Origin of the sequence: Dielma fastidiosa (assembly GCF_003475485.1) — a bacterium.
Classification (GTDB): domain Bacteria; phylum Bacillota_I; class Bacilli_A; order Erysipelotrichales; family Erysipelotrichaceae; genus Dielma; species Dielma fastidiosa.
Map to the genome: position 1 here is coordinate 200,605 of NZ_QRQL01000001.1, position 16,941 is coordinate 217,545.

Below are 16,941 nucleotides of genomic sequence, written 5' to 3' on the forward strand. Positions count from 1 at the left end.
ACATTTTTTCATAAATTTTCAATTTCTTCATCAAAAACCAGCATATTTGCCCCTTGTTGGATCAGCATATTGCAGCCTTTGCCAAATGCGTCATCATAACGATATGGAAACACATAGACATCTTTATCAAGTCTTAAAGCCTCATTCACCGTCAGCATCGTACCGCTTCTCTCCTTCGCCTCAACTACCACGATCCGTTTAGCCAAAGCCGCAATGATACGATTACGCCAAGGAAAATGTGACGCATACGGTGGTGTATGTTCAGGATATTCACTTAAAATCAATTGATTGACAGCCATTTGCTCATAAAGATATTGATTCTCTTGCGGATAGACACGTTCAATGCCGCAGCCGATCACCCCAATGGTAGAACGGCCGCTGCGAATCGCGTTCGCATGTGCCGCCGCGTCGATGCCTTTTGCTAAGCCGCTGACAATCCCATAACGTGAAGGACATTTCTTAATCAGATAAGCCGTATAATTCAGCCCCACCGATGAGGCCAAACGGCTGCCGATAATGCCCAGATATTCATTTTCAAGCAACCTTATATCCCCTTTATAAAACAAAATAAAAGGAGGATCTTCAAGAAGAAGCAAGGCTTTTGGATAATTCTCATCGAGAATCGTCAGGTAATGACCCTTATAATCAGGCATCTGCCACGCCTCGTCATCCTGTATCGCCTTCTTCATTCTGTCATATTCTCCGTTATATTTCAAAGCATATGCCAATAATTGTTCACGCATAATATCACCCACTTATGATATATGCGCTTCAAGCCTAATTTCCTAAATTATTTTTCTACATCTTCAAGGTCAAGATATGTTCCGTTGACGGCGCAAGACCACGCATCTTTATTACCATCATATGCGTACATATATGAACAAAAATTATTTTTATCTAAATAATAATCAATATGTCCGCCTTGCATGTTTTGTTTTTCACCCATGGAAAAAACCATACTTGGATATTTAGTGATTTTTTCAGGTAAATTATTATCAACAAAATAATAGCAAGCGATTCCATTCATATTCTTACAGACTTCTTCACCAATTAATTTTTTTTGTGTTACTTCATTTTTTTCGTCTTCATATTTTGTCAATGCATATGCATACGCACTCTGTCCTGTTCTGACGTTTGCCTTCATCACCTCAAGCTTCGCATCTCTTGCATAGCCCATAAAAGAAGGCACTAGAAACAATGCCAAAATGCCAAGAATAGCAATTACCACAATCAGTTCAATTAATGTAAAACCCTTTTTAGTTTTCACTTTAAAGTACCTCATCAATTATTATTAATTATCTAATACCATAATAAAAAACAAAATACAAGCGCACAGCAAAAAACGTACTTTATATGTCAAACTGCAGCTGATCCATGGCTTTAACCGGCCCATAGCTATACCGATAGATTTTATCGATAACACCATACTGATGCATCGCTTCAATATGTGCCTTTGTCGGATAGCCCTTATGCTTTGCGAAACCATATTCAGGATACAGAACATCATAGCCGCTCATGATACCATCTCTTGTCACCTTGGCTAAAATTGAGGCGGCCGCGATACTGACACTTTTCTGATCGCCTTTAATGATGGGTATGTATTCACAGGGACAGACTTTCAGCGGCATCGCATCCGTAAGTACGCCATCACACTGCTTAAACATCAGCACTAAATCTTCCATCGCTTTTTGAGTCGCCCGATAGATATTTAATTCATCCACGGTTTTTGTATCGATAATTAATATATGATACTCATCCGCAAGCTTGATAATTTCCTTAAATAACAAACGGCGTTTCTTTTCACTGAGTTTTTTTGAATCATAGATTTCCTCATGATCAAAATCAGCGGGAAAACGAACTGCCGCAACAACTAACGGCCCGGCAATCGGTCCGCGGCCAGCTTCATCAATCCCGACAATGGCGTGACGGCCTTGCTGCCACCATGCTTTTTCATATTCATTCGCCGGTTTCATCAACAAACTCCCAAGTGATACGGCCGACAAAATCATCACGGATATCTCTTAAAAAACGCTGAATTGCCCGATCCATATCCAACTGATTATTCGCTTTGATAAAACCGCGGCGAGCGGCTATCCGTTCAATCATCACATATGGATCATCAACGATTTCCACATCAAAGCGTTCCTTAAGCTGCTGCGGATAATATTGAATCAAATGACGCATCGCGTAAGCGCACACTTCCTCCAATGGCAGGATTTCATCACGAATCGCACCGGTTACAGCTAAACACATGCCTACATGCTCATCTTCAAATTTAGGCCATAAAACACCCGGTGTATCAAGTAATTCAAGACCCTTAGTAACCTTTACCCAAGTTAAAGAACGAGTAACACCCGGCCGATCAGCAGCCTGTACAGCTTTTTTATTGGCAATTCGATTAATCAAGGTTGATTTGCCGACATTAGGAATTCCTACAACCATCGCCCTGATTGCTCTTGGATTGATACCACGGCGTTTCTGCCGCTCAATCATCGCTTTCATACATTCCTGACTGGCAGTTGTAATCAGTGACACAACATTATCCTTTAAGACATTCACTGCCAATACCTGTGTTGTATCATTACTCAGACAGTCAATCCATTCTTTGGTGCGGACTGGATCAGCCTTATCAATTTTTGTTAGTAAAATCAAACGCGGCTTCTGTTGGATAATTTCCTCCAAAAGCGGGTTTTTGCTTGAATAAGGGATACGGGCATCACGGCATTCAATCACCATGTCTACCATTTTTAATTTCTCCTGCATTTCCCTTTTAGCTTTGGTCATATGCCCAGGAAACCAGTTAATATTTAATTTAGACGCATTCTGCTCGTTATCTTTCATACTATCACCTTCTTATTCTGCCAACATTAAAAAATACAGCTTAATAGAGCCCAATCTGATTCAGCGGCCAGAAAATCAGAACACCCTTACTGATCAAATCCGCTTCTTTAAAAGGCCCGACTAATGAAGAATCCTTTGATTCAGGACGGTTATCACCCAATAGGAAATATTCATCATCAGCTAATGTAATCTCATCAAAATCACGATTAAAATGTCCGTATTCCGCAGTCTTTTCAGCAATGTAATCAGCATCGAGATAAGATTCATCAATCGGTTCATCATTTACATAAACAACGCCGTCCTCACCTCTCAGTGTATCTCCCGGCATACCGATAATACGCTTTACCCAATGCTCAGTATCGTTATCCTTGCTGTTAACCACAACAATATCATAACGCTCAACCCCAAAATTTAAGCCAACCATATTGCTTAAACCACGGTCTTTGTCATGCAGTGTCGGATACATACTGATGCCATCGACAATTACAGGGTTAAATAAAAACTTAGTAATCAGCCAAAAACAGGCAAAGCTGATCACAAATACTTTCAGAAGACTTAATAATTCTTTTACTGTATCATTTTTCTTTTCCATTTTATTTCACCAATTTGAAATTTGAGAACGGATAATAAATCAGCACATCCTTACACGTTATATTATCGCGGGTAAAAGGCCCGACATAACGTGAATCTGTGGAATTTGTACGATTATCACCCATTACAAAATATTCATCCTCTCCGAGTGTCACTTCATCAAAATCACTTGTGAAAAAGCCTAGATTCTTACGCTGAGTATTTGCATATTCAGTATCAAGGAATGGTTCCTCAATCGGCTCACCATTAATATATACAACATCATCCATACAGGATATAGTTTCACCAGGCAGACCAATTACCCGCTTTACCCAATGATCCTTGCTGTTTGCGGCCTTATCGTTAACAACCACGACATCAAAGCGTTCAATTTCTAAATACTTTGCCGAAAAGATACTGGCAATACCTAAATCATCGTCGTGCAGCGTCGGATACATACTCATGCCGTCAACTCTAACGGGTGTAAAGACAAAGGTTGTCAGCAGCCAAACCGCGCCAAGACAAATAACAAAGGTTTTAATAAAGTCAATTGCTTCCTCTTTAAATGTAGGCTTTTTCTCCGGTTCTTTTGCTCCTTCAGTTTTTTCTTCTTCAATGACTTCTTCTTTAATTACATCGACATCGATGATATCATTTGTTTTATCATTCTCCATACCAAAATCTCCTTTTCAGCATCCAGTTGCCCTATGCCATATAGCTATTTTACCATATTCATTAATCACTTTCATTGGCTGGAACGAATTATTTCTAATCTGTCATATTCTTTAAATAAAAAAGCCGGTTCCCCGACTTTTTGAATTAACGAATTTCTTTGATACGAGATGCTTTACCAGAAAGTCCACGTAAGTAGAATAATTTATTTCTTCTAACTTTACCTTTACGTACTACTTCAATCTTATCGATAATTGGTGAATGTACCGGGAAAGTTCTCTCAACACCAACACCGTTAGAAATCTTACGAACAGTGAAGTTGTCGCTGATGCCACCGCCCTGACGAGCAATAACTAAACCTTCAAAAACCTGGATACGAGATTTGTCACCTTCCTTGATCTTAACGTGAACACGTACTGTGCAGCCAGATCTGAATTCAGGAACATCTTTTTTTAATTGAGTTGCAGTAACTTCATTAACTAAATTTAAATTCATAACTCTCTTTTCTCCTTTTCTTTCATTTATTTAAACGGCTTACTCATTCGTCAGGAATAAATCGCTGACCAGCGGAATAATCGTGCTTTAACAGCCTTTTAATGTTATCACAGAATATTTAAGATTGCAATTATTTTTTATCAATTTCTGCCAATATTTCATCAAAAAGCACTTTTTCTTCTTTTGTAAAGACTCTGTCCTTTAATAATTCAGGTCTTCGCAGATAAGTCTTTCTCAATGATTCTTTCAAACGCCATTTACGAATGTTAGCATGATGACCGGATAATAAGACTTCCGGCACCTGCTGTCCCTCATAATCAACGGGTCTTGTGTATTGCGGATATTCCAGCAAGCCATTCTCAAAGCTGTCATCCTCATGGCTTGCTTCCCTAATGACACCTGTGCATAATCTGAAAACCGCATCACTGATAGCCATAGCGCCGATTTCACCGCCGGTCAGCACATAATCGCCAATTGACACCTCCGCATCAACTAAAGAGCGAATACGCTCATCAAAGCCTTCATAATGGCCGCAGATTAAAATCAAATGATCATAGCCGGCATATGTATGCGCCATCTGTTGTTTGAATGGTGTACCCTGCGGCGTTAACAATACAACATAGCTGTTTTCTGTCCTGACACTTTTCAGCGCATCAGCAATCGGCTGAACCATCAATACCATACCTGCGCCGCCGCCGCATGGTGTATCATCAACATGATTATGCTTATCTTTAGTAAACAAACGGTAGTCAACCGTCTCAAATTCTATTTCCTGTTTAGCTAAAGCTCTGGCGATGATCGAGGTTGACCTAAAGGAATCAAAAAATTCAGGAAACAGTGTTAATACTGTTATTTTCATAGCAGCCCCTCAATCACATGCACGACAATCTTCTTTAACTCAATATCTACATCAACAATAAAGGCATCCACATAAGGAATCAGCACTTCTTTGCCTTCAGCATTGCGCACTCTTAACGTATCATGCGCCAGCGTTTCAATAATTTCTACTACCTTACCTAATTCATTTTCTTCTTCATCCACTACCTGACAATCCAGCAGCTGATAGAAATAGACCTCATCCTCATCAAGCTTTTGCAGTTCATCAGAATCAACACTAATTACACAGCCCTTATATTTTTCAACAAAATTAATATTCAGCAAATCTTTGAATGCTACGAGAAGACATCCTTTATGACGCCGAAAACTAGCCACTTCCATTGGCACCAGTTCTTTGCCGAATTGAATATTTACCGTATTGCCGACAGCAAAACGCTCTTCTTCAAAATCCGTACTGCTGATGATTTTAAGTTCACCCTTAATACCATGAGTATTGATGATTTTTCCAATTTCAATCTGCATCATGATTCCTCCTCTTTAAAAATAGGATGCTGATAAGCATCCTAATAAGATTCAAATTTAATCGTAATTTTCTTATCTTCCTTGCGGGAAGCAACTGACATCATCTGACGGATAGAACCAGCCATACTGCCCTTACGTCCGATTAATCTAGCTACATCTTCACTATTCGCATAAACATAAAGCAAGATTTCCTTTTCATCCAACGTTGACATTAACTTAACCGATAAACTGGCCTTGTCATCAACGATTGGACTGCAAAGATCATATAGAACCTTTTCGAAATCAATCATTGTTATTTAGCGTTTTTTTCTTCGTGAAAACGTTTCATGATACCGTCTTTAGACAGTAAGTTGCGAACAGTATCGCTTGGTTGTGCGCCATTGTTCAGCCATTTCATAGCTAATTCAGCATCAATCTTTACTTCCGCAGGATTTTTTGTAGGATTGTAATAACCTAAAGATTCGATGATTCTACCATCTCTTGGTGATCTTGAATCAGCAGCAACAATTCTATAAAATGGAGATTTCTTTGAACCCATTCTCTTTAATCTTAATTTAACAGCCATCTTAATTTCCTCCTAATCGTTAACTTAACGAATACTACTCTACCATACAAATAAAAAGGTGTCAAGGTTTTTACCTTAACATCTTTATTTTTTTATTCAATTAACGGCGGCGGCCAAAACCACCAAAATTATTCTTAGGCTTTTTACCCATTAATGCACCCATATTCGGCATTTTACCGCTCTTGCCCATATTACCCATCATTTTCATCATTTGACGAGTCTGTTCAAACTGCTTGATTAAACGATTAATATCCGCAACCTGAGTGCCTGAACCCTTCGCAATACGGCTCTTGCGTGAAGCACGCAGTATATCTGGATTTTCACGTTCTTCCATCGTCATACTCAGAATAATCGCTTCTGTCTTTTTCATTTGACCTTCAGCTTTTGCTTCATCAATCTGACCAGCCATCTGCGACATTCCCGGAATCATCTTCATGATGCCGCCAAGACTGCCCAGCTTATTCATCTGGCGGATCTGCATCAGCATATCATCCAGCGTAAATTTGCCGCTCATCATTTTAGAAGCCGCTTTAGCCTGTTCCTCCATGTCCATCTTTTCCTGAGCCTGTTCGACAAAGGTCATGATGTCACCCATACCCAAGATACGGTCAGCCATACGATCCGGATAGAAGATATCTAAATCATCAACCTTTTCACCCTGACCGACAAACTTCACAGGAACATTTGTGATTGCACGTACAGATAAGATACCGCCGCCTCTTGAATCACCGTCAAGTTTAGTGAGAACTAAACCTGTCACAGCCAGCTGTTCATTAAAGCTTTGCGCTACGGTCACAATATCCTGACCGGTCATCGCATCAACAGTCAGCAAAATATCATCAGGCTGAACCGCTTCTTTAATGTCCGCAAGCTCCTGCATCAATTCTTCATCAATATGCAGACGGCCGGCAGTATCAAATAAAACCGTGTCATAACCGTTAACCTTCGCATATTCCATCGCATTTTTAGCCTGTGTCAGCGCTGGTACATCTGCACCCTCACTATACACTTCCACATTAATGCTGTTTCCTAATGTCTTTAACTGCTCGATTGCCGCCGGACGAACAATATCGCAGGCAACTAACAATGGCTTTCTCGCCTTTTTCTTCTTCAGTACATTCGCAATCTTTGCGGAAGCCGTAGTTTTACCAGTACCCTGCAAACCAACCATCATGATAGTTGTAATACCGCTGGACTTAAAATTGATTGACGCCTCAGAAGTACCTAATAATTCAACAATCTCATCATGAACGATTTTAACAACCATCTGACTTGGATTCAGCGAAGACATAACATCTGCGCCCAAAGCCTTTTCCTTTACATGATCAATAAAATCCTTAACTACCTTATAGTTAACATCCGCTTCCAATAATGACATACGCACTTCACGCAGCATGTCATTCATATTTTTCTCAGTTAATTTCCCTTTACCTGTAATATCTCTAAACGCTTTATTCAAACGATTCGTCAATGATTCAAACGCCATAAAATCTCCACCTTTCAGCTTTATTTATTATAACAAAGAATAGTAGAAGTGAAAAGAAGAAAAAAGAAGATACACATGAAATGTACCTTCCCAATAGAATTTAATCAATAATTACCGCACAGAATATCTTCGCCATCTAATGTTTCACAAGCTATACCATCTTTAACATAAGACACATAAGTTACTGACTTGCCATCATCGCTTAAAGTAATACTGATCTGATCTATACTGAAACCAGCCCCCAGCTTCTCAGCAACCCTTTCAGTGAAATTATCCTTAGTAATTCCTGCATCATATTCCTTAGTGAAGAGAATCTGATCCGCAACGATCCAAACCGTATGGGTATTAGCTCTTGCGACCTGAACCTTTACACCCTTGGAATAATTTCTTAATTGTATACCTAAAAATATGACTAAGATACAGAGTAAAGAAACAGCGATAATTAACCAATTAAAATGAAAAACTTTTTTCTTTTTCATAAATTACCCCTTGAAAGCTGACAGTATAATGATTCACTTATTATTTCTCCAATAATAAGCACTCATTGATCTGTACAAACAAAATCAGTCCCATTGGTTGTTTCGCAAGTATAATCACCTGTCTTATAGGCAACATCGGATACCATGTAATTATGATCAAAAGCAACAGACACTTCATCAGCATCAAAGCTTGTACCTAATTTATCCATTACATCTGCTTTAAATACAGCTTCATCAAATTCAGTGTATTTATACTGATAAGATACTTCAACTGCTTTGGCCGCTGACCAAACTGTTCTAGTATTAGCTCTTGCGACCTGCATTTTGGCATCATTTGCATAACCCATAAACTGTGGCACTAAAAATAATGCCAATATCCCCAAGATAGCGATAACTACAATCAATTCGATTAAAGTAAAGCCTTTTTTATTTTTCATAAAGTTACCTCTTAAAAAGAACACACAGAAGTGTGTTCTATAAAATTAATTATTAGGACAAGCAGTGCCACTGAATGTTACGCCATTATACGAACAATTTTCGTAAGTAACACTCGTAATTTTTGTAGGTTTATCATTATTATCAAATACAATTGTAATATTTGCCTTCTTAAAAGAATCTCCTAATTGCTTCGCTGCATCTTCTGTAATATTCAAATCCTTGATATATTCACTCTTAGTTAAGGCAGCATTAGCAGCTGACCATACAGAACGAGTGTTAGCTTTTGCAACTTGTTCTTTTGCATCCTGACTATACCCCATAAACTGCGGTACCAAGAACAGTGCCAAAATACCCAAAATAGCAATAACTACAATCAATTCAATCAATGTAAAACCTTTTTTGTTTTTTTAAATTTTTCATTTTCTTACCCTCCAGTTTTTTTTCATGAAAAACTACCAATTTTTGAGATTGGTATACCCATTACTAACCATATCCTTTAATAATTATATCTCACAAAGGATATAACATCAAGTGATTAAATATAAATAAAACAATAATGCGCACAAACAGACACCTCATCAGCATAAACCTCTAAATTTGACGCAAACACTCTGATTAAGGCTCGTTGAAATATATTATTACATTTATTCATATCGATTAGATTAAAGGCAATAATCTTACGTCTACATTATACAATTTACACAAACTATCGTTAAGTCCCATTCGTTTATCGGTAATGAAATGTCATAATTCGGACATTATTTTTGATATAAATCAATCAAAAAATCGATTTCAGTTGATAATTCGGTTAACGTATTCAAGCGAGCTGCTGATACCTGGCTCGTTTTCCAATAATAAGGCGTCATCATGAATAATGCCTTGATCTGATCATTAGATATTAAATGAATCTGATCTGTTACATTTACTCTTTGAATGTGCGTTAAACCCTTTAATTCAACGCTTTCTTCTTCATTGTCATAAACCTCATCATAAAGCACTTCCTTGAGTCCGTGCAGATGCTTGGCACCCGGCCCTACCTTAATCAGAATACCGCCCTTTTTCAAGATTCGGTTTATCTCATCAACGGGTGTCGGTGCAAAAATATTGACCACACAATCCGCGCTGGCATCACCAATCGGCATATCAAAGATCGAAGCGATCGCATAAATGGTATCCTGATCCAGCTTTGCCGCGGTATTCAATGCCGGTTTGCTTAAATCAAAAGCTATGATTTGATTGCCGCAATCATGAAACTGTCTTGTATAATAGCCCTCTCCGCAGCCTGCGTCAATCAGCATATCCGGCTTTATTTCCTTCAGCAGCTCAATCAGTTTATCAGCCAGCACCTGATAATAACCGGCAGATAAAAACAAGGTTCTGGCATCAACCATTTCCTTAGAATCACCGCTGATTTTCTGATTGCCCAACACCAGATTTACATACCCTTTTTTCGCAATATCATAGGAATGTCTTGCTGAACAGTGATATGTTTTCTCATACCTGACAAGCGGCAGTCTGCATTTGGGACAAACTAACATTGGTTCTTCCCCTTTTCATAATAGATGCCGTCAAAGTCTTCAAAGGTAACTGATTTATAACCATTTTCATCCTTTTCATAGATAATCATATCAAAATGCTCATCAGTATGCATAAATACTGTATTGCCGTTTTTAGTTACAATCTCGGTGAAGTCATCTTCGTTCTGATCATGATTTAATCGTGTATCAAAGATAAAGCTCGATTCCTTCTTTATCTTCCAATATAATTCACCATAGATTGATTTAACTTCAATATAGATGATTTCATCACCTTTTAATGATGCGTTTAATTCAGCAAAAGCATTGGCAATATCGGAAACCACCTCATAACCGTCCGGCAGATCCAAGGAAAGCAGCATGCCGCTGTAACATTTATAGCCAGCATACGGCACTACGATCCGTTTGATTGGATTATTCGCAAAGGCATCCTTCGCTATCCGCGGTATTTCTGCACGTTCAAACACAATTTTCTCGATTTTATTATTCGCGAAAGCACGGCTTTCAATTACCTTCATTTTCTTATGAAAAACAACTTTTCTCAGATAATTGCCGGCAAATGTTTCTTCACCGATCCGTGTTGCTTTTTCACCTAATTCAATATTCATTAAGCTTTTATTCATAAAGTCTGAACCGCTGATATCCAATAAAAAATCACTGAAATAAGCAGTCCCATCCTTTAATAAATAATATTTTTTATCAACTGCCATTTAGATCACACCCTTCTTTCATATTATACCATTTTTTACTATCACGAAGAATGAAAATTATTTTCTTGATAATGGTTTAAGTGTTACCGGTACAAAAACATAAAGAATCAGATATTTAGCCGGTATAAAGCCGGCAATCATGATTATTAGAATAATATATGGGTTATTGATATAATTCACTAATTCCAAAGTAATAGAGCTTAAGACAAGACAGTAGATAATCATAAGCGCGATACTTTTTATCGTATTCAGTTTAACCTCATAATTCCTGCCGCAGTTTGGGCACCGAACCTGTTTATCTGTCATTTTAACTTTCATTTTAGTTTTGCATTGTGGACATTGCATCAGCATCACCTGCTTTCTATTTAATTGTACTTGAATTTAAGTGACTTAGCAACCGGAGGCTGTTTTAAGCACAAAAAAGCTGTAATTTTCAGAGGAACTCCTACTTGTTACAGCTTCTGTCTATCGAATGGTGGGGCCGGGGGGACTTGAACCCCCACGGGATCGCTCCCAACGGATTTTAAGTCCGTTGCGTCTGCCTATTTCGCCACGGCCCCAACTGGAGGTACCAATCAGATTTGAACTGATGATCACAGAGTTGCAGTCTATTGCCTTACCACTTGGCTATGGTACCATACCTATTTAATTGTTTTACAATGAATGGTGGGGCCGGGGGGACTTGAACCCCCACGGGATTGCTCCCAACGGATTTTAAGTCCGTTGCGTCTGCCTATTTCGCCACGGCCCCAAAACTTTTCATTGCTCGTCTATTATATTAAATTTAATCAGAAAATGCAACAGCTTTTCACACTTTTTTAGAAAAAAAGAGCAAAAACATTTCTGTCTCTGCTCCCCTTTTATCTATTCAGTTTTATTGAGCCTTTACTTTAAGCCATAATTCAGCCAGTTTGCTGACCATTTCCGCATTATAAACAAAGACTTCATCTTTAGCATAACCAACTCTTGGCAGATAGGCTTCATTGTCTTCATATAAGCCGCCTGGCGCTGTCATATCATCTAATACTTCCTGATTGCTTGATGCATAGCCAACTTCTTCAGAATTGCCGTATGATGCTTCATAAGTCAACACATAGTTGATAAATTCATTAGCTAATTTAGGATTCTTGGCATTCGCTGGAATAACCATGCCGTCAGACCAGATATTTGTTCCCTCATTCGGCTGGAAATAACGCATATCTTCATTTTCAGAAAGAATATAAGCAGCATCGCCTGAGTAAACAACCGCAAGATCCTTCATGCCATTAACCATGTTGTCAATAACCTCATCGGTAACATAAGCCGGGTCCATTGTATTGTTGATCTGTGACAGCCATTCATAGGCAGCCTGAATTTCAGTATCATCAGAGCTGTTCATTGAATAGCCCAGATTTTTAAGCGCGATCATAAATGAATCACGTTCTGAGTCATACATATAAATGCGGCCCTTGTAATCTGTATCCTGAAGAATAGCATAACCCTCTTTTTCTACTTTTTCACTTGGCACATTGGCTGAATTGTATACAATCCCTACACTGCCCCAGAAATAAGGCGCGGAATAAGTGTTATCTGGATCATAAGGCAGGTTTTTAACCCCCTCTGCCAGATTTGCAAGATTAGGAATCATTGATTTATCAAGCTCCTGAAGCATATTTTCTTTAACCAGACGTTCAATCATGTAATCGGAAGGAACCAGTACATCATATGAATCACCGGCCTGTAATTTAGTATACATTTCTTCATTGGAATTAAAGTATTCTACAACGACCTTTACACCAAACTCTCTTTCAAAATCAGGAATTAAATCTTCACCCATATAGGCACCCCAGTTATAGAGCTTTAATGTATCTGAACCATATTTTTCAACAGCATCGCTGGAGCCATTGGAAGAGGAACAGCCGCTTAACAGCAGCATGGCGCTTGTTAGTACAGCAAGTGTTTTTTTCATATTCTCTTTTTCTCCTTTTTATCTTTTAAAAGTGGTACAACATTGGCTAAAATCAGTCCAATGGTAATAATAACGATAATAATTGTCGATAATGCATTGATGGATGGATTGATGCGTTTTGACATCGTCCATACCAGCGTTGAAATATTGTTGACGCCATTGCCGGTAACGAAATAAGAAATAACAAAGTCGTCAAATGACATTGTAAAGGCAATTAACGCGCCGGATACGATTCCCGGCATAATCTGCGGTACGATGACCTTTGTCAATGCCTGCCATGGTGTAGCGCCTAAATCCATTGCCGCTTCCGTAAGGTTTGGATCAAGTGTTCTCAGCTTTGGTGTGACGCTTAATATTACATAAGGAATACAGAACATAATATGCGCCAGCAGCAAAGTGACAAAGCCTTTTTCTATCCCTTTGATTGATGCAAAGAGCATCAGCAGGCCAACTGCGGTAACAATTTCCGGGTTCATAATCGGCAGATTGTTGATTTGTTCGACAATATTCTGTACGATCCTTTTTGATTTAGATAAACCAATCGCGGTAATCGTACCGACGATGGTTGATACAACCGTGGCAATAATCGCGATGATAAAGGTATACCAAATGGCTTCCATCATCGTGCGGTCGGCAAACATTTTTTCATACCAGCGCAATGAGAAGCCGCTGAAATGAGTTAATGATTTAGTTTCATTAAATGAGAAGAAAATCGTATAAATAATCGGCAGATAGAAGAATATCAGCATTAAAACAATATAAATATTGAAAATAGGCTGTTTCTTTTTCTTCATTAGATACGCCCCCTTCCATTCGACGGGTCTTTATCTACTTTCTTAGTCAGATACATCAGGAACATGATGATGACCGCTAAAATCAAAGACAGTGCCGATCCGGCATTCCAATCGCCGGATTTCAGGAATAAGGTTTCAATAATATTTCCGACGTTGGAGAATTTACCGCCGCCGATCAATGACGTAATGGTAAAGGTAGATACCGCCGGTAAGAAAACTAAGGTAATACCGCTGACTACACCCGGCAAAGATAAAGGCAGGGTGATTTTTCTGAATGCCTCAAGCGGTGTCGCCCCTAAATCACTGGCAGCTTCCAGATAGCTTTTATCCATTTTAGTCAGTGATGTATAAATCTGCAGAATCATAAACGGAATAAAATTATAAATCATAACAAAGACAACCGCTGCCTCAGTATGAATCATTTTTACCGGGCCAATGCCAATCAGCCCCAGCAAGGTATTAAACAAGCCGTCATCCTGAAGCATTCCCATCCACGCATACGTTCTTACTAACATATTGATCCACATCGGCAAGGTAATCAGCAGTACCAAAAGAGTCTGCGTTTTTTCATTGCAGCGTGAGATCGCATAAGCCGCCGGATAGCCAAGCAGGATACAAAAGAAGGTTGTCACTACGGCAATCCGCATTGAACGGATCAGCACATCGATATAGATTGGTTCCACAAAGAATTTAGCAAAATTATCCAAGGTAAAATTCAAGGTTACAACACTGTTCCCTTCCTTGGTAATGCCATACATAAAGATAAACAGCATCGGTATAACGATCATGACCGACATCCATACAATGTATGGAATCGTCATCTTTCTAAACTGCTTCATAGCTTAATAGCTCCCTGACTTACTCATGATATGAATATCTTCAGGCTCAAATTTAAGACCGACAACACTGTCAACTTCGGCATAATCTGTCGTATCTACCTTATATTCATAACCACTCGTTTTAAAGGTCACATAATAAGTTCCAGGTACAATCGTTTCCGGATCAAAATCATAATCAACAGTGGTAATTTCTACTTTAATATCTTCATCAAGATCCCATGCCTGCGCGTTTGCCCAGATTTTTAAATCAGTATCCAAGGCGACACTGTCCTGAATCTCATCTACTTTTTTAAAGAAATTCTCAGCGAAAATCTCTTCGCCGTATTCTTTAGATACCACGCGGTTTTGATCCTTAACAATCATATTAACTGTAACGGAAGTACCGTTTGAGGTTGAGAAGGTAACCGGATAAGTTCCCTTTTCAGGTTTAATATCATATTCAACCTTACTGATTGAGATTGATTCTTCCTCATCATCCATACTCCATGCCTGCGCGTCAGCACGGGCAATGATTTCCGCGTCTGTTAATTCCTTTACGTCCTCAACATCCAGATAGAAAACATTGGCACTCATTTTTTCACGGGCTGATTCATTAATTACCGGCCGATCATCCGATACATGCATCTGTACTGTGATACTTGTACCTGATTTAGTTTCAACAATAATTTCATAATGCACACCCTTAAATAAAACTGATTTTACAATACCGCGCAGCTTGCCCTGACTTTTAGGTACAATATCTAAATCCTCAGGACGAATTACAACATCAACCTTTTCATTAGGTTTAAAGCCGAAATCCACACAGGTAAATTTCTTATCTTCAAACATAACCTCATAATCTTTTGTCATAACGCCGTCTACAATATTACTTTCACCAATGAAGTTTGCGACATATTCATTGATCGGTTCGTTGTAAATATCTTCCGGTGTACCTACCTGCTGAATTTCACCATCCTTCATAACCACGATCTTATCTGACATTGTCAGCGCTTCTTCCTGATCATGGGTTACAAAAATAAAGGTGATGCCTACTTCTTGCTGGATTTTCTTTAATTCATGCTGCATTTCCTTGCGCAGCTTTAAATCCAAAGCACCCAGCGGTTCATCCAAAAGCAAAACCTTTGGTTCATTGACTAAAGCACGGGCAATCGCGACACGCTGCTGCTGACCGCCGGACATTTCCGTAACTGAACGCTTTGCATATTCCTCAAGATTTACCAGCTTCAGCATACGGTTAACCTTTTGTTCAATTAAGTCTTTAGCTTCTTTCTTTATTTTTAAGCCAAAAGCCACATTGTCATAAACATTCATATGTGGAAATAAAGCGTATTTTTGGAATACGGTGTTGATTTCTCTTTTATATGCAGGCAGTTTGCTGATTTCTTCACCATCAAACATGACCTGACCTTCAGTCTGTTCCAAAAAGCCGCCAAGGATACGCAGCAGTGTCGTTTTACCGCAGCCGCTCGGCCCTAGCAGAGTAACAAACTCGTTTTCATAAATATCTAGATTTATCCCTTTCAGCACTAGCTGACCATCGAATTCTTTTACGATGTTTTTAAATTGAATCAGTGGTTTCATTGCTGCTCCTTTCCACTAAAACAGAGGCGGTGTGGTAATCCACAGCACCTTGGCAACAGCCTGACTTTCATTTTTTAAATAATGACTGTTGGTTCCGTTAATATAAAAAGTTTCCCCTTTTCTAACTGTAAATTCACTTTCACCATCAACCAGAACGATCCGGCCGCTCAGGACATAACCAAACTCTTCCCCGTCATGGGGATCGATAACCTGTGAGGTGCCGTTTACTTCCAGTTCAAGAAGGATGGGTTCCATTTCATTCTTTTGGGCATTCGGCACGATCCAATGAACAGTGCTGCCCTCACGCTCATCAACAAAATAATCGTCCTTGGTAAAGACGCACTTCTCATCCTTATCCTCTTGAAAGAAACTAGCCAAAGTTGTTCCCAGCGCCTCCAAAATATCCTCTAAGGTGGCAATGGAAGGTGACGTCAGATTTCGTTCAACCTGTGACAGAAATCCCTTGGTCAGCTCACTTCTTGAAGCCAGCTCCTCAAGCGTTAAACTATTTTTAATGCGCAGCTGCTTCAGCTTATGTCCGATATCCACCAAACCCCTCCTTTTGTTTAGCAATAGTAAACTTAATGTTTTTCATTTTCAAACAATACTATTATACCCAATTCGTTTTG

Annotated in this window: 22 protein-coding genes, 3 tRNA genes and 1 pseudogene; all 26 read right to left on the bottom strand. The window is 39.0% G+C overall.

The features are described from left to right. Nucleotides 1-8: 8 nt before the first annotated feature. The 26 genes and pseudogenes from dprA to DWZ33_RS01165 all read right to left on the bottom strand — a co-directional run bounded on the left by dprA (nucleotide 9) and on the right by DWZ33_RS01165 (nucleotide 16,861). Nucleotides 9-743: a DNA-processing protein DprA gene (gene dprA, locus DWZ33_RS01045; RefSeq protein ID WP_118453501.1), complete on the bottom strand. Its 735-nt coding sequence runs from the start codon at nucleotides 741-743 to the stop codon at nucleotides 9-11. A 47-nt stretch (nucleotides 744-790) separates the two neighbouring features. Beyond that, nucleotides 791-1,267, bottom strand: coding sequence for a type II secretion system protein (locus DWZ33_RS18395; RefSeq protein ID WP_182425459.1), 477 nt, complete (start codon nucleotides 1,265-1,267; stop codon nucleotides 791-793). A gap of 82 nt (nucleotides 1,268-1,349) precedes the next feature. Next, nucleotides 1,350-1,973 carry a ribonuclease HII gene (locus DWZ33_RS01055; protein ID WP_022937726.1) on the bottom strand — a complete coding sequence of 208 codons (624 nt, stop codon included), beginning with the start codon at nucleotides 1,971-1,973 and terminating at the stop codon, nucleotides 1,350-1,352. Continuing rightward, on the bottom strand, nucleotides 1,957-2,841 hold the full coding sequence (gene ylqF, locus DWZ33_RS01060; RefSeq protein ID WP_022937725.1) for a ribosome biogenesis GTPase YlqF: 885 nt from the start codon (nucleotides 2,839-2,841) through the stop codon (nucleotides 1,957-1,959). Before ylqF ends, DWZ33_RS01055 begins: the two co-directional genes overlap by 17 nt. Before the next feature lie 40 nt (nucleotides 2,842-2,881). Beyond that, nucleotides 2,882-3,433 carry a signal peptidase I gene (gene lepB, locus DWZ33_RS01065; RefSeq protein ID WP_118453503.1) on the bottom strand — a complete coding sequence of 184 codons (552 nt, stop codon included), beginning with the start codon at nucleotides 3,431-3,433 and terminating at the stop codon, nucleotides 2,882-2,884. 1 nt (nucleotide 3,434) lies between these two features. Then, on the bottom strand, nucleotides 3,435-4,085 hold the full coding sequence (lepB, locus tag DWZ33_RS01070; RefSeq protein ID WP_118453504.1) for a signal peptidase I: 651 nt from the start codon (nucleotides 4,083-4,085) through the stop codon (nucleotides 3,435-3,437). Between the two features lie 145 nt (nucleotides 4,086-4,230). Beyond that, a complete protein-coding gene (gene rplS / locus DWZ33_RS01075) occupies nucleotides 4,231-4,578 on the bottom strand; it encodes a 50S ribosomal protein L19 (RefSeq protein ID WP_022937721.1) in 348 nt (115 codons plus the stop codon). Between the two features lie 130 nt (nucleotides 4,579-4,708). Further along, on the bottom strand, nucleotides 4,709-5,437 hold the full coding sequence (trmD, locus tag DWZ33_RS01080) for a tRNA (guanosine(37)-N1)-methyltransferase TrmD (RefSeq protein WP_118453505.1): 729 nt from the start codon (nucleotides 5,435-5,437) through the stop codon (nucleotides 4,709-4,711). Next, nucleotides 5,434-5,937 carry a ribosome maturation factor RimM gene (gene rimM / locus DWZ33_RS01085; RefSeq protein ID WP_220452383.1) on the bottom strand — a complete coding sequence of 168 codons (504 nt, stop codon included), beginning with the start codon at nucleotides 5,935-5,937 and terminating at the stop codon, nucleotides 5,434-5,436. The genes trmD and rimM overlap by 4 nt, the downstream gene beginning before the upstream one ends. Nucleotides 5,938-5,978: 41 nt before the next feature. Beyond that, nucleotides 5,979-6,227 carry a KH domain-containing protein gene (locus DWZ33_RS01090; RefSeq protein ID WP_022937718.1) on the bottom strand — a complete coding sequence of 83 codons (249 nt, stop codon included), beginning with the start codon at nucleotides 6,225-6,227 and terminating at the stop codon, nucleotides 5,979-5,981. A 2-nt stretch (nucleotides 6,228-6,229) separates the two neighbouring features. After that, nucleotides 6,230-6,502 (bottom strand): 30S ribosomal protein S16, encoded by a 273-nt coding sequence (gene rpsP / locus DWZ33_RS01095; RefSeq protein ID WP_022937717.1) that lies wholly within the window; start codon nucleotides 6,500-6,502, stop codon nucleotides 6,230-6,232. 100 nt (nucleotides 6,503-6,602) lie between these two features. Beyond that, nucleotides 6,603-7,988, bottom strand: coding sequence for a signal recognition particle protein (gene ffh, locus DWZ33_RS01100; protein ID WP_118453507.1), 1,386 nt, complete (start codon nucleotides 7,986-7,988; stop codon nucleotides 6,603-6,605). Between the two features lie 104 nt (nucleotides 7,989-8,092). Continuing rightward, nucleotides 8,093-8,467 (bottom strand): hypothetical protein, encoded by a 375-nt coding sequence (locus DWZ33_RS01105; protein ID WP_118453508.1) that lies wholly within the window; start codon nucleotides 8,465-8,467, stop codon nucleotides 8,093-8,095. 62 nt (nucleotides 8,468-8,529) lie between these two features. After that, the gene (locus tag DWZ33_RS01110) at nucleotides 8,530-8,904 is read right to left on the bottom strand and encodes a type II secretion system protein (RefSeq protein ID WP_118453509.1); all 375 of its coding nucleotides are present in this window, start codon (nucleotides 8,902-8,904) and stop codon (nucleotides 8,530-8,532) included. A 45-nt stretch (nucleotides 8,905-8,949) separates the two neighbouring features. Then, nucleotides 8,950-9,303 (bottom strand): annotated as a pseudogene (locus DWZ33_RS01115) (type II secretion system protein); the annotation flags it as partial. 360 nt (nucleotides 9,304-9,663) lie between these two features. After that, a complete protein-coding gene (locus DWZ33_RS01120) occupies nucleotides 9,664-10,443 on the bottom strand; it encodes a putative RNA methyltransferase (RefSeq protein WP_118453510.1) in 780 nt (259 codons plus the stop codon). Further along, entirely contained in the window at nucleotides 10,437-11,150 is a 714-nt protein-coding gene (locus DWZ33_RS01125; RefSeq protein WP_022937711.1) for a leucine-rich repeat protein, read from the bottom strand. Before DWZ33_RS01125 ends, DWZ33_RS01120 begins: the two co-directional genes overlap by 7 nt. A 57-nt stretch (nucleotides 11,151-11,207) precedes the next feature. Next, nucleotides 11,208-11,495, bottom strand: a complete 288-nt coding sequence (locus DWZ33_RS01130) for a hypothetical protein (RefSeq protein ID WP_022937710.1) — start codon at nucleotides 11,493-11,495, stop codon at nucleotides 11,208-11,210. 128 nt (nucleotides 11,496-11,623) lie between these two features. After that, nucleotides 11,624-11,710, bottom strand: a tRNA-Leu gene (locus tag DWZ33_RS01135). A 3-nt stretch (nucleotides 11,711-11,713) separates the two neighbouring features. Beyond that, nucleotides 11,714-11,787, bottom strand: a tRNA-Cys gene (locus DWZ33_RS01140). Between the two features lie 27 nt (nucleotides 11,788-11,814). Further along, nucleotides 11,815-11,901 (bottom strand) — tRNA-Leu (locus tag DWZ33_RS01145). Nucleotides 11,902-12,024: 123 nt separating this feature from the next. Then, nucleotides 12,025-13,098, bottom strand: a complete 1,074-nt coding sequence (locus DWZ33_RS17910; RefSeq protein ID WP_182425461.1) for an ABC transporter substrate-binding protein — start codon at nucleotides 13,096-13,098, stop codon at nucleotides 12,025-12,027. Beyond that, the gene (locus tag DWZ33_RS17915) at nucleotides 13,095-13,892 is read right to left on the bottom strand and encodes an ABC transporter permease (RefSeq protein ID WP_022937708.1); all 798 of its coding nucleotides are present in this window, start codon (nucleotides 13,890-13,892) and stop codon (nucleotides 13,095-13,097) included. The genes DWZ33_RS17910 and DWZ33_RS17915 overlap by 4 nt, the downstream gene beginning before the upstream one ends. Beyond that, nucleotides 13,892-14,731 (bottom strand): ABC transporter permease, encoded by an 840-nt coding sequence (locus tag DWZ33_RS01155; RefSeq protein ID WP_022937707.1) that lies wholly within the window; start codon nucleotides 14,729-14,731, stop codon nucleotides 13,892-13,894. The genes DWZ33_RS17915 and DWZ33_RS01155 overlap by 1 nt, the downstream gene beginning before the upstream one ends. Before the next feature lie 3 nt (nucleotides 14,732-14,734). After that, nucleotides 14,735-16,312 carry an ABC transporter ATP-binding protein gene (locus DWZ33_RS01160; protein WP_022937706.1) on the bottom strand — a complete coding sequence of 526 codons (1,578 nt, stop codon included), beginning with the start codon at nucleotides 16,310-16,312 and terminating at the stop codon, nucleotides 14,735-14,737. Between the two features lie 15 nt (nucleotides 16,313-16,327). Next, entirely contained in the window at nucleotides 16,328-16,861 is a 534-nt protein-coding gene (locus tag DWZ33_RS01165; RefSeq protein ID WP_022937705.1) for a helix-turn-helix domain-containing protein, read from the bottom strand. Between the last annotated feature and the right edge of the window lie 80 nt (nucleotides 16,862-16,941).

Coding starts and splice junctions, on each gene's coding strand:
- dprA (WP_118453501.1), bottom strand. CDS start 743: ATGCGTGAACAATTATTGGCATATGCTTTGAAATATAACGGAGAATAT.
- DWZ33_RS01055 (WP_022937726.1), bottom strand. CDS start 1,973: ATGAAACCGGCGAATGAATATGAAAAAGCATGGTGGCAGCAAGGCCGT.
- ylqF (WP_022937725.1), bottom strand. CDS start 2,841: ATGAAAGATAACGAGCAGAATGCGTCTAAATTAAATATTAACTGGTTT.
- lepB (WP_118453503.1), bottom strand. CDS start 3,433: ATGGAAAAGAAAAATGATACAGTAAAAGAATTATTAAGTCTTCTGAAA.
- lepB (WP_118453504.1), bottom strand. CDS start 4,085: ATGGAGAATGATAAAACAAATGATATCATCGATGTCGATGTAATTAAA.
- rplS (WP_022937721.1), bottom strand. CDS start 4,578: ATGAATTTAAATTTAGTTAATGAAGTTACTGCAACTCAATTAAAAAAA.
- trmD (WP_118453505.1), bottom strand. CDS start 5,437: ATGAAAATAACAGTATTAACACTGTTTCCTGAATTTTTTGATTCCTTT.
- rimM (WP_220452383.1), bottom strand. CDS start 5,937: ATGCAGATTGAAATTGGAAAAATCATCAATACTCATGGTATTAAGGGT.
- DWZ33_RS01090 (WP_022937718.1), bottom strand. CDS start 6,227: ATGATTGATTTCGAAAAGGTTCTATATGATCTTTGCAGTCCAATCGTT.
- rpsP (WP_022937717.1), bottom strand. CDS start 6,502: ATGGCTGTTAAATTAAGATTAAAGAGAATGGGTTCAAAGAAATCTCCA.
- ffh (WP_118453507.1), bottom strand. CDS start 7,988: ATGGCGTTTGAATCATTGACGAATCGTTTGAATAAAGCGTTTAGAGAT.
- DWZ33_RS01105 (WP_118453508.1), bottom strand. CDS start 8,467: ATGAAAAAGAAAAAAGTTTTTCATTTTAATTGGTTAATTATCGCTGTT.
- DWZ33_RS01110 (WP_118453509.1), bottom strand. CDS start 8,904: ATGAAAAATAAAAAAGGCTTTACTTTAATCGAATTGATTGTAGTTATC.
- DWZ33_RS01120 (WP_118453510.1), bottom strand. CDS start 10,443: ATGTTAGTTTGTCCCAAATGCAGACTGCCGCTTGTCAGGTATGAGAAA.
- DWZ33_RS01125 (WP_022937711.1), bottom strand. CDS start 11,150: ATGGCAGTTGATAAAAAATATTATTTATTAAAGGATGGGACTGCTTAT.
- DWZ33_RS01130 (WP_022937710.1), bottom strand. CDS start 11,495: ATGCAATGTCCACAATGCAAAACTAAAATGAAAGTTAAAATGACAGAT.
- DWZ33_RS17910 (WP_182425461.1), bottom strand. CDS start 13,098: ATGAAAAAAACACTTGCTGTACTAACAAGCGCCATGCTGCTGTTAAGC.
- DWZ33_RS17915 (WP_022937708.1), bottom strand. CDS start 13,892: ATGAAGAAAAAGAAACAGCCTATTTTCAATATTTATATTGTTTTAATG.
- DWZ33_RS01155 (WP_022937707.1), bottom strand. CDS start 14,731: ATGAAGCAGTTTAGAAAGATGACGATTCCATACATTGTATGGATGTCG.
- DWZ33_RS01160 (WP_022937706.1), bottom strand. CDS start 16,312: ATGAAACCACTGATTCAATTTAAAAACATCGTAAAAGAATTCGATGGT.